Raw genomic sequence first — 13,908 nt, 5'->3', positions numbered from 1 at the left:
TCTTCAGTCGAGTATGTGCATGACCATCGGCGTTTGAAGCACGCTATCCGATCCTTTGAGCCGTTCCAGCGTGCTGCGGACGCACCGTTCTTCGCCCGCATGGGTGACGATCGCCATGAGCACGCTGTCGTCGTGGCTGGCGCCGCGCTGGATCATGCTCTCGATCGATACGCCTGCATCGCGCGTTGCCGCCGCGATTTCGGCGAGTACACCCGGCCGGTCCTGTACCTTGAACCGCAGATAGCTGCGGCCGATGCGGGCGCCTGCGTCTGCCGCGGGCTGTTGCGCCAGTGCAGCGACCGGCATGGCGAGCGCATCGCCATATTCATCGCGTGCCACGTCGATGAGGTCCGCCACCACTGCCGAAGCCGTCGGGCCGTCCCCTGCGCCCCGTCCCTGGAAGAACAGGCGGCCGACGAAATTGCCTTCCGCGACAACGGCGTTGAGTGATCCGTCGACATGGGCGAGGGGATGGTCGAGCGGCACCAGCATGGGATGAACCCGCTGGAACAAACCCCCGGGACCATTTTCAGCCATGCCGACCAGGCGGATTCGATAGCCCAACGCCGCTGCTTCGGCGATATCGGCGGCAATGACGTGGCGGATGCCCGTCACCGCTACATTGCCAAAGTCCAATTCAGTACCAAAGGCGAGGCTGGCAAGGATGGTCAGCTTGTGCGCGGCGTCGACGCCATCGATATCGAAGCTCGGGTCCGCTTCGGCATAACCCAGTTCCTGCGCTTCCTTCAGTACGTCGTCGAAGCTGCGGCCTTCCTTTTCCATCGTGGTCAGGATGTAGTTGCAGGTGCCGTTGAGAATGCCATAGACGCGGCTGATCTCGTTGGCGGCTGCCCCTTCGCGCAAGCCCTTGATGACCGGGATGCCGCCGGCAACCGCTGCTTCATATTTGAGCGCGATCCCGGCCTTTTCCGCTAGAGCCGCCAGATCCAGCCCATGATGGGCCAGCATGGCCTTGTTCGCGGTGACGAAGGGCTTGCCGGCAGCCAGGCACTGGCGGGCGAGGGTAAGGGCGGGGCCGTCGGCGCCGCCGATCAGTTCGACCACGACGTCGACATCTTCCCGGCCGGGCAGGGTGGTCATGTCGTCCACCCACTCATAGGGCGAGAGGTCCACCCCCCGATCCTTGTTGCGGTCACGGGCGGAAATGGCGACGATCTGGATCGGGCAACCTGCGCGGCGGGCAATCAGGTCCGCGTTCGTCTGCAACAGCCGGATCACGCCACCGCCCACCGTGCCGAGGCCGACAAGCGCGACGCGCAGCGGGGCATGGCGGTGCAGATTGGTCATGATGATGGCTGTCCTCAGGCTGATATGAAGCCGCGCTGATAGCCGCCAACGCGCTGCTGTCCAAGCAAAAGGACATGTAGCGCGCGTGGGACGGCCATCAATTGGCTGTTCTGGTGCGCCCGCAATTGCCTAGCGACTGGATGACGAAAGCATAGTCCGCGCGCGCCTGCTCTGCGTCGATCGGCGCGAGAGCCTTGACCGATGACATTGGCAATGTCGCTGGCAAGCTGCATGCAAGTCGATACCAGAGCAGGCTACCGGAAGCAGGGGGACGCGCTGCTTCATCGACGATTTCGCCGAGCGCGACGGCCCATCTGGGTTCCTGTCCCGGGCGCCGGAGAATCGAGAGCGACACGGGGTCTCCAGTGGCTGTCCGCAGGAAAATCTGTGTCTCGCCTTCACCAGCGACTGTCCCAGCGACATGGAATGCGTCGCCGATGCCGAGAATCCTGGGCGGAGCCTTCGTGGCGACAAGTTCAGACAGGATAGCCTTCACCTGCTGAATGTCCGAAGGCGTTGCAAATATCTGGGCGTCGCGGGCCACAAGCTGAATTTCGCCCGGCCGGGTCGCAGGTCGGGCAAAGAGGATGACCTGCGCTTTCTTGAGCTTGGGGAGCTTTCCGCGCGCGGTGAGGGTGGCATCATAAAGGTAACGAACGCGCGGGCTGATTCCCCCTTCACCGCGAATCAGTGACTGAATTTCGGCTTCGACATAGACTCGTTTTTGACCGGTAGGGACATTTTGAGCGGCTTTTTCGGGTAGTGCAATTATGCTTCGGATGCGTGCCACCGCCACCAGCGGCGCAGCGTCGGCCAAGTCCGCAAGATCAGCATAGGACAGAGTGGCGGATTCGGTCGGCTGGCTCGTTTGAGCCGCCGAAACCAACGGAGATGCGGCCAAAATGAGGCATGCTGCAGCAGCGGTCTTGAAGGTCATGGAGGATTTTCTTTTCATGTTCGTCCTGCCTAAAGTCATCCGTGACAATGTTGTCACAGGCAAGTCATTCTGTTTTAAAATGCTCATCGGAAATCAACCTATCGATAAAGCGTTTGCGTGCCACGATGCGCCGCGATAGGAGTTTCGACGGTAGCAAATGCGCGGATGGGGGCCAAAGGTGGCCAGGGACGACCTGGTCAACTGGGGCCGCTTTTGGCTTGTTTGCTTATAACAATGGTAAGTTGAGTTAAGGAGTGTCGTTGCCGAATGGCCTATGCTGACCACTCGCAAGGATCGAGTCGCACGATCTCGATTATCATCGTCGCCCTGATTCACGCTGTTCTGGGTTATGCCTTTGTTACCGGCCTTGGCATGAAATATGTCAAAAAGGCGGCGGAACAGCTGAACGTGATCGACGTGAAGGAGGAACCGCCGCCACCAGACGAGGAACCGCCGCCGCCGCCGCCAGACCAGCCGGTCGAACCGCCGCCGGTCGTCGCGCCCCCGCCGATTGTTCAGACGCCGGCTCCTGCGCCGCCCATCCAGACGGTGCGTACGCCGCCGCCGGTATTCAACCCGGTGCCGGTTGCCGCTCCGCCGCCGCCTGCTCCGCCGCCGCCGCCAGCCGTTCCGGCTTCGCGCGCTACGCCGCGCAGCTCGCCGGGCAGCTGGCTCAGCGATGCCGACTATCCGAGCCGCGCACAGCGCGAAGAACGTTCGGGTACGGCTGGTTTCCGGCTTGAGATTGGACCTGACGGTCGTGTCACGAGCTGCACCATCACCTCTTCTACGGGTCATCCCGACCTTGACGAGGCGACGTGCCGTCTCCTGCCGCGCCGTGCGAAGTTCAAGCCCGCTACGGCAGCCGGAGGCGGACCCATGTCCGACACCTACAATGGTCGCATCACCTGGCGACTGCCTGAATAATTGTAACGGGAAGGCTGGCGCTGCTGCCGCCTTCCCCTTTTATTGATCCTTTTGAGAGGGAAGTCTTGAAAATGTTGATGTATCTCGCAGCAGCTGCGGCGCCCAAGCCGGAAAATCCCTACGGCCTCATGGAAGCCCTGGAGCAGGGCGGCACCATCGCATGGACCGTGTTCATCATCCTGGTCGCCATGTCTGTCGGCACCTTCTACATCCTGTTCACCAAGCTGATCGAACAGCAGAAGGTTCTCAATCAGGGCAAGAAGGTTCGCGCAACCTTCTGGCGCGCCGCGACCCTGAAGGAAGGTTCGGCCAAGCTCGAAAAGAACTCGGCCTACAAGCAGATCGTCGACGACGGCATCAAGGCTCAGGAAGAACACACCAAGCTGACCGACCCGGTCGAAGCTCATGACTGGCTGCACGGTTCGCTCGCCCGTTCGGAAGCGTCGATCAACTCGAAGCTCGGCGGTGGCCTGGCGTTCCTCGCGACCGTCGGTGCGACCTCGCCGTTCATCGGTCTGTTCGGTACGGTTATCGGCATCTACCGCGCGCTCATCAAGATCGGTGCTGCCGGTCAGGCATCGATCGACGCCGTCGCCGGCCCGGTCGGTGAAGCTCTGATCATGACCGCGCTGGGTCTGGCCGTGGCCGTTCCTGCGGTGCTTGCCTACAACTTCCTGCAGCGCCGCAACAAGTCGATCGCCGAACAGCTGAATGGCTTCACCGTCGATCTGCTGGCTCACCTGGTGTCGAACGGCGCCGTCAAGCCTTCGTTCGCGACTGCTCCGGCTGCGCCTGCCGCCAAGCCGGCTGCTGCTCCGACCAAGGCCTGATAGGGTCAAGGAGCCGGTGCGGATCCGTAGGCGGCTGCGGCTACTGTTTCCTCACCGGCTATGGGCCCCACGAGAAGGGGCACCATCGACACGCATGTTAGGAAATTAATCAATGGCAATGAGTGTTGGCTCCGACGGCGGTGATGAAAAGCCGATGTCCGACATCAACACGACGCCGCTCGTCGACGTCATGCTGGTGTTGCTCATCATCTTCCTCATCGCGGTCCCGGTCGTCGTCCAGACGGTTCAGCTGCAGCTCCCCAAGGTCGCGTTCGAGCCGACGACGACGAAGCCGGAGAATGTCTCGCTGTCGATCACGCAAGCCGGAGACGGCAGCTGCGCGGTTTACTGGAACCTGACCAAGGTGTCTTCGGACGAGTTGCTCGACCGTGCGGTCGCGAAGCTCGAAGCGGACATCAAGAAGGCGGGCGGCGTTGAAAACCTGACGCCGGAGGATCTGCCTGAAGTGCATATCCGCGGCGACATCAATACGCCCTACCGGTGCATCGGCGGCACCATCTATACGATGCAGCGCGCCGGTTTCCCGAAGGTCGGCTTCATCTCCGAACCCGAACCGGGTTCGCAGACGCAGCGGCTCTAAGTTTTAGGAGTATCGCCCCATGGCAATGAGTGCCGGAAAAGATGATGGCGAGCCGATGATGGAGATGAACACGACGCCGTTGATCGACGTCATGCTCGTTCTCCTCATCATGTTCATCATCACGATCCCGATCCAGACCCACGCGGTCAAGATCGACCTGCCGCAAAACGCGCCGCCGACCGACAGCGTTATCGACCCTGTCAAGAACAAGGTCGCGATCGATGCCGGTGGCATCATCACCTGGAACGGTTCGGCCATCGACCTGCTGACCCTGCGTCAGTATCTGCAGCAGTCGCTGCGCTTGCCGGTCGAACCCGAATTGCAGTTCCAGCCCAACGCGGCCACCCGTTATGTGGTCGTTGATGAGGTGCTTGCGGAGATCAAGCGCGCTGGCGTCACGAAGCTGGGCTTCGTCGGCAACGAACAATATGGAAATTTCTAAAGGCTGGCTACGCCGCCGCCGTCTGGCCGGGAATGTTCGACTTCCCGTTTCCGGGCGCGGGCTGGGGTGACGCAATCAGCTTTTGGCAATTGATCAAGGGTCGCTTCGGCGGCCCTTCTTTTTTTGCCCGCTCATCTTCAAGACTTCTTAACTGCAATCAGCGACAATGCGCCGCAAGGGACGCATCTGACCATGGGCGCAGAAATTCACATTGAGCCGAACGCAAACGGCAGCCGCCTATCGGAGCGGCGCTATGTCCACGTGCCGGTGAAGGTGAGGCGGCCGGGTGAAACCTGGTTCAAAAGCCGCGTCGCCGATCTCTCCGTCAGCGGTTTCCGGTTGCAGAGCTTCATGAAGCTTGCTGCGGGCGATTGCCTCTGGGTGATGCTACCGGGTTTCGAAGGGCGCCGTGCCCATGTCCTCTGGACGCGTGGCCACGAAGCAGGTTGCCAGTTCGAACGGCCGCTCCACCCCGCCATCCTCGATCACATCGTGCGGATCAGCGACTAGTCGAGCGGCGAGTGGTGGAAGCCTTCAGGCCGGCGCTCCATCTTGAAACTGAAGGCTCGCCAGCCGCGCGTACAAGCCCTTTTCCGACATGAGTGCGGCATGATTGCCCTGCTCGACGACCCGGCCTCCATCAAGCACGATGATACGATCCGCAGCACGCACCGTCGCCAAACGATGGGCGATGACGATCGTCGTCCGGCCCGACATCAAACGCGTCAAGGCGTCCTGCACCAGCCGCTCCGACTCCGCGTCCAGAGCTGATGTCGCCTCGTCCAGCAACAGGATAGGCGCATCCCTCAGCAGGGCGCGAGCGATCGAAAGCCGCTGCCTTTGACCTCCGGACAGACGAGCACCCCCTTCGCCCAAAAATGTATCAAGCCCTTGCGGCAGCGCGCGCAGAAAAGTCTCCGCATTCGCGGCGCGCGCGGCGTTCCAGATCTCGTCGTCCGACGCATCCCATCGGCCAAAGCGGATATTGTCCCTGGCGGAGGCAGCGAAGATCACGCTGTCCTGTGGCACCATCGCCATCATGTCGCGAACGGCTGCCGGATCTGCTTCGGGCAGACGAATGCCGTTCAACCGGATTTCGCCCGCATCAGGATCATAGAAGCGGAGGGCGAGTTGGATCAGCGTCGATTTGCCGGCCCCTGACGGTCCGACGATCGCAACCGTCTCACCCGCCGCGATGTCGATCGATATGCCGTGCAGGGCCGCCTCGTCAGGCCGGGTCGGGTAGCTGAAATGCACATCATCGAATTGGAGGTTGGCGCCCGTTGGAAGCTGCGGGATTTGCCCGGGTGAGGCGGGCGCGACGATGTCGGGCTTCGCCGTCATCAACTCATGCAGGCGGCTTGCAGCGCCCGCGCCTCGCAGCAGGTCGCCCCAAGTTTCGGAAAGCGCCCCGAATGCGCCTGCCACAAGGCCGCCAGTCAGAACGAAGGCTGCGATGCTGCCTCCTGACAGACGGCCCGCAGCGACGTCCAGCGCGCCCTGCCACATCACCGCAGTGATCGACCCAAAGACCAGCGCGATGACCACGGCGGTCATGGCGGCGCGAAGAAGGATGCGGCGACGGGCCGTCGCAAACCCGGCTTCGACGGTTGCGTCGAAGCGCGCGGATTCGCGCGATTCCTGCCCGAATGCCTGAACGATCTTCATGGCTCCCAGCACTTCGGCGGTGACGCTGCCGACGGCGGCAAGCCTGTCCTGGCTTGCGCGGGAGAGCAGGCGGACGCGGCGGCCGAGGCTGATCATCACGACGAGGATGATGGGTATGCCGAGCACCAGTAGCCCTGCCAGCTTGGGCGCAAGCGCGAACAGGTAGATGAGGCCGCCGATCCCCGTGACCAGATTGCGCAAGGCGACGGACACGGTGGAGCCGACGATCTGGTCGATGATGGCGGTGTCGGCCGTCATGCGTGACGCGATCTCCGACGGGCGGTTCTCTTCGAAAAAGCGCGGTTCCAGGCGCAGGAGATTGGCCTGGGTGGCCGACCGGATGTCGGCGACCACACGCTCGCCAAGCCAGGATACGAAGTAGAAGCGCGCCGCCGTGGCAAGCGCCAGGATGAGCACGATCAGCAGCAGATATTGAAACCACCGGCTGATATCGCCACCGCCCATGAAGCCGCGGTCGATGACCAGGCGGAAGCCGCTGGGGATGGCGAGCGTGGCGGCGGAAGAAACGATGAGCGCGGCGAGCGCGGCCGCGATCCGTCCGGGATAATGCGAGGCAAAGCGCCACAGCATGGCGAGGCTGCCAAGGGACGAACGCGCGCCGCCGCGCGGCATGGATTGTTCCGCATCTTGCATGCGCGCGCGCTTAGCAGCCCGGGGCGCAAGCCTCAACGAGGATCAGTGGAGCGGGGGCTCAGCTGGCGGGCGTGATCTCCGCCGCCAGCGTCATGATGCGGCGGGCAGCGGTGCGGCCGGTAAGGGCGTAGGCCATGTCGCCCGCTTCCCAATAAGCGATGATGTCGGTCGCGCGCCGGGCGATCAGCGGCCGCGCTTCGGCGGGGGTTTCCGCCTTGTCCGCGAAGAAAGAGAGCTGTTCGCCCGCCGGTGTCACGAGAGATATCGCAATGGCCGGACTGTCCGGCGTCGGAAAAAGCTGAACGTCAGTGACGCGCCAGCTGCGCGGGAAAGAGGGTAGGATGATGCCGGTCGAACGGCGTATCTCCTCGCTGTTGAGGGTCGCGCTCTCCACCTGGGACGCCATGTTCTGGCGCAACAGGCCGGCACGGTGCGAGGCGGCGGCTTCGTCAAGGAAGGGACTGGCCTGAGCCGCCTGCGGAAATTCGCCCAGCGCGCCCCTCGCGATCCAGCCAGTCGCCAGTAGGGCGGCGATCGCGGCGGTCCGGCGTAGATGTTGCCAGCCGCGTCCGCTTTCATTGTCGTTGGCGACAGGGATCGACATGTCTCGCCTGCGGCCAACCAGCGTCCCTTTGGTGCCGTCATGCATCAGGCGGAAATCGATGTGCGGCCAGCGCTGGCGCCAGCGTTGCGCCACGATCCGTTCGCCGGGCCGGGCCGCATCATCCAGCAGGACAACGGCGTTGGGCGACAGCCGTGCAAACAGGCTGTCCGCTGCGCCCCGCACCAGCGGGTGAACGGACCATGGCGGCCCGTCGATGATCAGAAGGTCGATGCGCTCGGGCAGATCGTCCAGCGCATACCAGCGCCCCGGCCAATCGCTGCTTTCCGATGCCAGCGGCGCGTGGCGCAGATCGGCGTGGAGGCCATGGTCGGAAAGCCAGGTCCGGGTTGCGTCAACAAAGCCGCCATGCTGGTCAAAGCTGGTCAGGCGGCCGCCGCCATGCATCGCCAAAGCCTTTGCCGCGATCAAGGTGGACGCCCCTGCGCCCAGCTCCACCACCTGGGCGGGCCGCAGACGCGCTATTTCCCGGACGATATGCCGCAGGAAACCGACATCCGCTTTCCAGCTGCCGAGATGCGGGAGCGCGTCATGCGGCAGCTTGAGCTCATCCAGCAGAGCGCGTTTGTCAGCCTTCCGGCCGCCGGACAGGCTGGCGAGCAGCCAGGGCCAGCTGATGGCGCCGAAGCCGATGCGCCAGGCAAGGTCCGACATGCGGCTTTGCGCTGTCCCGGCTTCCTGCTCGGCCAAAGAAAGAAAACCAGTCAACTCACGGGAGGTCACGATGCACCCATCCTCATATTAGAATTCGGCGGGACTATGCGGCGCTGCGCGATTTTCGCATAGAGCCTTGTGTCCGCCCTTGTTCCGCCGCTCAGGAAACGCCGATGAACCGCATAATTTCCGCTACCGTCGAACGCTGGCCAGTCGCTGGCGCCTTCATCATCAGTCGGGGCGCGAAGACTTCGGTCGATGTCGTGGTCTGTACCGTCGGCGATGGAGAGCAGGTGGGCAGGGGTGAGGGCACGCCCATCTATTATGAAGGGGAGACAGCCGAGGCCTGCGCCGCTGCCATCGACGCCTATCAGGGGCCTCTCGACCGTGAGGCACTGCTGGGGACGATGCCCCGAGGTGCTGCCCGCAACGCGCTGGATTGCGCTCTTTGGGATCTGGAAGCCAAGCAAGCGGGCGTGCCGGTGTGGCAGTTGGCGGGCGTGCAGTCGCCCACGCCGCTGCCGACGGCTTTCACCATCAGCCTGAACGACCCGGCCCAAATGGAACAGGATGCACGTGCTGCCGCGGGCAGAGGCTTTGCCCTGCTGAAGTGCAAGCTGACCGGAGAGGGCGACCGGGAGCGGATCGGAGCGGTTCGTGCCGGTGCGCCGGGTGCGCGCCTGATCGTCGACGCGAATGAAAGCTGGCACGACCTCGACATCGCGGCTGAAGCGGAAGCGCTTGCGGCGCTTGGCGTCGAAATGGTGGAGCAGCCGGTTTTTCACGGGCGTGAGGACAGGCTGGCGAGCGTCAAGTCCCCATTGCCCCTTTGCGCCGATGAAAGCTGCCATACGCGTGCCGACCTGGATCGCCTGGGGGACTTCGATGCGGTCAATATCAAGCTGGACAAGGCGGGGGGCCTGACGGAAGCGCTGGCCCTCGCCCGCGCCGCAAGGGAGCGGGGTTTCCGCATCATGGTGGGCTGCATGCTTGGCACGTCGCTCGGCATCGCTCCCGCCGCGCTGGTGGCGCAGGGCGCGGACTGGACAGATCTGGACGGAGCGCTGCTGCTGGCCAAGGACCGGGAGGGCGGCCTGTCCTTGCAGAACGGCCTGCTGCAACCCGGAAGCCTTTGGGGCATGGGTCAGTAGCCGAGCGTCAGGCCCGCGGTATAATATTTGGGACCGACATTGCCTTTCACGCGCAGCTTGGGAAGGATCGGCATTGCGATGGTAGCATAGGGCCTGGCCTTGTCACTGCTGAAGCGGACGCCAGCGCCCACCGTCGCAAAGGCTGGCAGGGTGTATGTCGCCTCTACCCGGCCGTAAAGCTTCGCCGCGCCATCGCGCAGATAGACGCCCACGCCGGGGGTCAGGCTGAACCCGGCCACGTCCAGTGCATAGCCTGCGCCGATTTCAGTGCCCCAATGTCCGTTTGCCCGGCCGTAATTGGCTTCGGCTCCAAGCCCTTCGGCATGGACGGCGGGAGCGGTGGCAAAGGATGCCGCCAAAGCGGCGGCGGCGAGTGTAGCGCGTGAAATCATCTTCATGTCCCCGATCGGATTTGCCGCTGCCTGACCCGCTGGCAGGGGCGAGGCAAGCGAGGGGAAGATGAAGCGAATCGAAAACCGGTTCAGGTGAGCCGCGCGGTCCCTTCATGGTCGATATGCAGGGGATCGGGATAGGGCATGATCGTGCGTCCGTCCGGCGCGGCTGTGAAGCTTGTCTGCGTGGGATAGGCAAATTCGATGCCTTCCGCCTTGAACCGCTTCCAGATCGCCAGGCCGATGCGATGGCGCGACTGGAAATAATCATGCTGGTCAGGGTAGGGCACGTCGAAATTCAGCTCATAATCGAGCGAACTCGCGCCGAAACGCACCAGGCCCGCGTTGACGAAGTTCATCCCTTCGGCCGTCACGATTTCCTCAAGCAGGGCCGGGATGGCATCGGCCTTTTCATCGGGCGTCTGATAGATGATGCCCAGGGAAAAGGTCACCCGGCGCTGCTCCAGCGTTTGAAGGCTGGTGATCTCCTTTTGCAGGAGGTTGGCGTTGGAAATGACCTTCTTCTCGCCCGTCATCGCGCGCAGCCGCGTGCTCTTGAGGCCGATGCGTTCGACGCGCGCGGTCGTCTGGTCATAGGTAATCACCTCGCCCCGGCGGAAGGGTTTGTCGAAGATGATCGACAGCGCGGCGAACAGGTCGGAAAATATGCCCTGCGCCGCAAGGCCGATCGCGATGCCGCCGATGCCGAGGCCAGCCACCAGCCCGGTGACGTTGACCCCTAGATTGTCGAGCACGACCACGGCGGCGATGGCGAACAGGCCAAAAGTTACCAGGACGCGGATGAGCCCCATCGCGTTGGCAAGGGTTTCGCCGTGGGCGTCTTCACCGACTGTCTTGCGTTCGACAAGGCCCAGGATGATCTCGCGCGCCCAGATCGCCGCCTGGAAAACCGCAGCGATGGTGAAGAGGAAGCCTACCGTCTTCATCACCATCAGCGGAGGATTGGCATAGCTGACCACCAAGCGGGCAGCGACGAGAGCCATGAAGAAATGGGTGGTCCGGGCGATCGCGCGGCCAACCACGTTGGATACGGCCAGGGTGCTGCCCGGCTTGCCACGGAAGCGCTTGCCGAATCCGCGCAGTGCGGCGAGGCCGAGATAGATGGCTATGCCGATCCCGACGGCAATCACTATCTGCAACGAGTGAACCGCGAACCAGTTCGCCGTGGCATGCCACATTTCCGAAAGGTTGGGAGGGCGAACGGTGATTTCGGTGAATGCAGGCTCTTTCTTCGCGGCCATGGGGATCCCTGAAAATTGAAGAGCGGTCAGGCCGCCAAAGGAAGAGAGGGGCTGGCCCCGCGCTCTTCCAGAAAGGCGATCAAACCGCGTTCGTAACGGGTCAGATAGCGCGTACTGCGCGGCAAGCGAAGCCCCGCCCGTGGACGAGGCTTTGCGGCATGGGCTCCTTCTCAAGAGCCTCTAACCCGCCTTGCCGCTTTTACGTTCCCGGCTCTAACCCATGTGGGTCAGGAACGGCCACCGAAACGTGCCGCTGCTGCGCAGCCGCCAATGGTCCGGATGACGGCGAATGACGGACAGATGGGCGAGCGTCAGGGTCGTGGCCAACAGGGCGGCAGGCATGGCGATCATCGTGGCGCCGGGAATGAAGAGGGCGGCGCCGAAGCATCCGACAGCTGCCGCTGACGTGAGCAGAGTAGCCCGCGCTTCGCCATCCGGTCCGCGCATCCAGAATACGCAGCCGCTCACGCCCAGCGCGAACGCCATGGCGAGCCGGGCGGGCTGGCCCTGTCCGGCTAGCCCGCAGCCGATGATCAGCAGAATTATGAGCAGCGCGATTCCCGGGCGCGGCAGTCGGCCAAGCAGATAGGCACCGGCAGGATAGAGCATCAGCTCTGCCATTAGCACCGCCGCCAGGATCGATCCGGCCAGGATCGCCTGCTCGGGACCCGCGATAACCGCCACGACCGCCGTCGCCGCCCATGGGACGAGGCGTCCGGGCGCCATGCGTATGTGGCTGACCCAGCCCCGCAGTCCAGCGCGCGTATCCCATCGCCGGTCGGCCAGGCGCAGCTGGAACGCCGCGATGATGAACAATGCCTCAACGCCCCAGGGCAGGAATGCCTCGCCTATCATGGGCGAGGCCAAGACAAGGCCCAGCAGCAAGCCGTGCGCCATGCCCAGAATGCGGAGTTCTCCGCTCATCATACTCCCCCTGTGACCGGCTTGAGCGGCCGCAACGCCATGGCCGGGCTCCGCACCGTCTCCCGCTGCTTGCGCGCGAGATAGGTGTCGAGGCCGATTTGCAGCGATAGCATCATGAAGATGAAGGGTTGGTAAGCGATGCCGACGAACAGCGATCCGATCATGTAGATGACATGCCCCTGCTGAAGCGCCAGCGCGAAAGGCGCTATCCATGCCTCGCCTGGACCATCTCGGCCGCGATAGCGCCGCCGGATCGCTTCGGTCCGGATGAAGCAGATCAGATGTATGAGTAGCCAGACCGCGAAGCCGAAATAGCCTTGCTCGCCGAGCATTTCGAAATAAGCGCTGTGATAGGCTCGGCCCTTGTCGGTGACGAGCCGCCGCTCGACTCGCGATCCCCCACTGTCGATCACCCGTTCCTGCGTGAAATAGGTGAAGCTGTTCTGGAGATAATTGTCGAAGCCGCCGCCGCCCGGATGCTCCTTCACATAGTCCAACGTCCACTTCCACACGGCCAGGCGTGTGGAGGCGCTCTCATCGCCCTGATGATTTTCGATGGTGGACATGCGCTGGGTGAAGCTGGCGGGCAGGAAGGGGATGGCGGCCAGCGCTGCCACGGCCATGAGTGGGCCGTAGACAAAGCGCCGCTTCGACCGCATCAGCATCATGCCAGCGAGGATGACGATGCAGACGAGGCCCGTGCGAGCCTCCGTCCCGATCGGCATCAGCAGGCAGGCGAAGCATAGCGCATAGGCAAAGCCGCGCACCCGCCAGTCGGGGGGAAAGATAGTGCCATGCTTTGCCAGCCACAGGATGAGCGGAATGAGCGAGATGGCAACGCAGCTGATGATGCTGCCTTCATAAAGGCCGCTATTATTGTCGACCATCAGGTTGAGCACGCCATAGCCGCCGCCCGACAATGCCGTCTTCATGCCGCCATTGATGATGATCGTGCTTGCGCACAGCACCATGAACAGCGCCAGTGCCTCTAGCCGCAACCTCGTGCGGAGGGTGAGCGGCAGGAAGATGGCGAAGATCATCGCCTTCCACACCCATTCCCATTTCGTGTGAGCGTTGAGCGGGAAGTCGGCCGTCGCGGTCGTATAGCCGCACCAGGCCAGCAGGATCAGCAACAGAAGCTGGCGCATGGAGAAGCGGCAGTCCGTTTTCTTGTCAACCAGCAGCCAAGCGCCGACCGCCAACGCAAAGGCGATTGCGGAGATCGGGATGCGGTTCAGGAGGAAATAGGACAGCCGCTGCGGCGAAACGATGTCGATATAGGCATAGACGGCGACCAGCAGGAATGGACGCCGCAACCCCAGCAGGAAGAAGGCGCCAAGAAACGCGAGGAAGAAGAGATCACGCATCGGGCGATTGCTCCGCCCGCGATTCGTCATCCAGGTCCGGGCGCGACAGCAGCCGCCAGGCCGCCAGCATGATCACGCCATGGCTGACCAGCAGGGAAAGGGCGTCAATCATCGCGCGAAGGGTTCTTCCATGGCCACGGCCTTTCCCTAGCGCGGCAGAGTTGACGGG

The 13,908-nt window shown here is 63.2% G+C and carries 14 protein-coding genes and 1 pseudogene; 6 read left to right on the top strand and 9 right to left on the bottom strand.

Annotation, left to right across the window (positions count from 1 at the left end):
• Nucleotides 1-3: 3 nt before the first annotated feature.
• Both ACYU8T_RS09880 and ACYU8T_RS09875 read right to left on the bottom strand, forming a co-directional pair.
• Nucleotides 4-1,308, bottom strand: a complete 1,305-nt coding sequence (locus tag ACYU8T_RS09880) for a homoserine dehydrogenase (protein WP_461159309.1) — start codon at nt 1,306-1,308, stop codon at nt 4-6.
• A 97-nt stretch (nt 1,309-1,405) separates the two neighbouring features.
• On the bottom strand, nt 1,406-2,263 hold the full coding sequence (locus ACYU8T_RS09875; RefSeq protein WP_461159308.1) for a hypothetical protein: 858 nt from the start codon (nt 2,261-2,263) through the stop codon (nt 1,406-1,408).
• A gap of 249 nt (nt 2,264-2,512) precedes the next feature.
• Between ACYU8T_RS09875 and ACYU8T_RS09870 the strand changes: the two genes are divergently transcribed.
• From ACYU8T_RS09870 to ACYU8T_RS09850, 5 genes are all read left to right on the top strand, one after another.
• Entirely contained in the window at nt 2,513-3,172 is a 660-nt protein-coding gene (locus ACYU8T_RS09870; protein ID WP_097092376.1) for an energy transducer TonB, read from the top strand.
• A gap of 71 nt (nt 3,173-3,243) precedes the next feature.
• A complete protein-coding gene (locus ACYU8T_RS09865; protein WP_176502232.1) occupies nt 3,244-4,002 on the top strand; it encodes a MotA/TolQ/ExbB proton channel family protein in 759 nt (252 codons plus the stop codon).
• 112 nt (nt 4,003-4,114) lie between these two features.
• On the top strand, nt 4,115-4,603 hold the full coding sequence (locus ACYU8T_RS09860; protein ID WP_097092374.1) for an ExbD/TolR family protein: 489 nt from the start codon (nt 4,115-4,117) through the stop codon (nt 4,601-4,603).
• A 19-nt stretch (nt 4,604-4,622) separates the two neighbouring features.
• A complete protein-coding gene (locus ACYU8T_RS09855) occupies nt 4,623-5,045 on the top strand; it encodes an ExbD/TolR family protein (RefSeq protein ID WP_097092373.1) in 423 nt (140 codons plus the stop codon).
• 192 nt (nt 5,046-5,237) lie between these two features.
• The gene (locus ACYU8T_RS09850) at nt 5,238-5,555 is read left to right on the top strand and encodes a PilZ domain-containing protein (RefSeq protein ID WP_461159307.1); all 318 of its coding nucleotides are present in this window, start codon (nt 5,238-5,240) and stop codon (nt 5,553-5,555) included.
• 24 nt (nt 5,556-5,579) lie between these two features.
• Here the strand turns inward: ACYU8T_RS09850 and ACYU8T_RS09845 are convergent, their stop codons facing one another.
• Nucleotides 5,580-7,367 carry an ABC transporter transmembrane domain-containing protein gene (locus ACYU8T_RS09845; RefSeq protein WP_461159306.1) on the bottom strand — a complete coding sequence of 596 codons (1,788 nt, stop codon included), beginning with the start codon at nt 7,365-7,367 and terminating at the stop codon, nt 5,580-5,582.
• Between the two features lie 58 nt (nt 7,368-7,425).
• Nucleotides 7,426-8,712, bottom strand: a complete 1,287-nt coding sequence (locus tag ACYU8T_RS09840; RefSeq protein ID WP_201515648.1) for a class I SAM-dependent methyltransferase — start codon at nt 8,710-8,712, stop codon at nt 7,426-7,428.
• Nucleotides 8,713-8,816: 104 nt separating this feature from the next.
• Here ACYU8T_RS09840 and dgcA point away from each other — a divergent pair, with 104 nt between their 5' ends.
• Nucleotides 8,817-9,794: an N-acetyl-D-Glu racemase DgcA gene (dgcA, locus tag ACYU8T_RS09835; protein ID WP_461159305.1), complete on the top strand. Its 978-nt coding sequence runs from the start codon at nt 8,817-8,819 to the stop codon at nt 9,792-9,794.
• On the opposite strand, the gene ACYU8T_RS09830 is transcribed toward dgcA, so the two are convergent.
• From ACYU8T_RS09830 to ACYU8T_RS09810, 5 genes and pseudogenes are all read right to left on the bottom strand, one after another.
• A complete protein-coding gene (locus ACYU8T_RS09830) occupies nt 9,788-10,192 on the bottom strand; it encodes a hypothetical protein (protein WP_461159304.1) in 405 nt (134 codons plus the stop codon). The two genes, dgcA and ACYU8T_RS09830, sit on opposite strands and share 7 nt — an antisense overlap.
• Nucleotides 10,193-10,275: 83 nt before the next feature.
• A complete protein-coding gene (locus ACYU8T_RS09825) occupies nt 10,276-11,448 on the bottom strand; it encodes a mechanosensitive ion channel family protein (protein ID WP_201515645.1) in 1,173 nt (390 codons plus the stop codon).
• Between the two features lie 26 nt (nt 11,449-11,474).
• Nucleotides 11,475-11,588: pseudogene (locus ACYU8T_RS09820) on the bottom strand (DNA topoisomerase IB); the annotation flags it as partial.
• A gap of 73 nt (nt 11,589-11,661) precedes the next feature.
• Nucleotides 11,662-12,372, bottom strand: coding sequence for a hypothetical protein (locus ACYU8T_RS09815; RefSeq protein ID WP_461159303.1), 711 nt, complete (start codon nt 12,370-12,372; stop codon nt 11,662-11,664).
• The gene (locus ACYU8T_RS09810; protein ID WP_461159302.1) at nt 12,372-13,739 is read right to left on the bottom strand and encodes a putative O-glycosylation ligase, exosortase A system-associated; all 1,368 of its coding nucleotides are present in this window, start codon (nt 13,737-13,739) and stop codon (nt 12,372-12,374) included. The genes ACYU8T_RS09815 and ACYU8T_RS09810 overlap by 1 nt, the downstream gene beginning before the upstream one ends.
• Nucleotides 13,740-13,908 lie beyond the last annotated feature (169 nt).

It is taken from the genome of Sphingobium sp. TomMM35A (genome assembly GCF_054771735.1).
The sequence above is the reverse complement of the archived record's forward strand: the minus strand, read 5'-3'. Positions and strand labels throughout refer to the sequence as shown.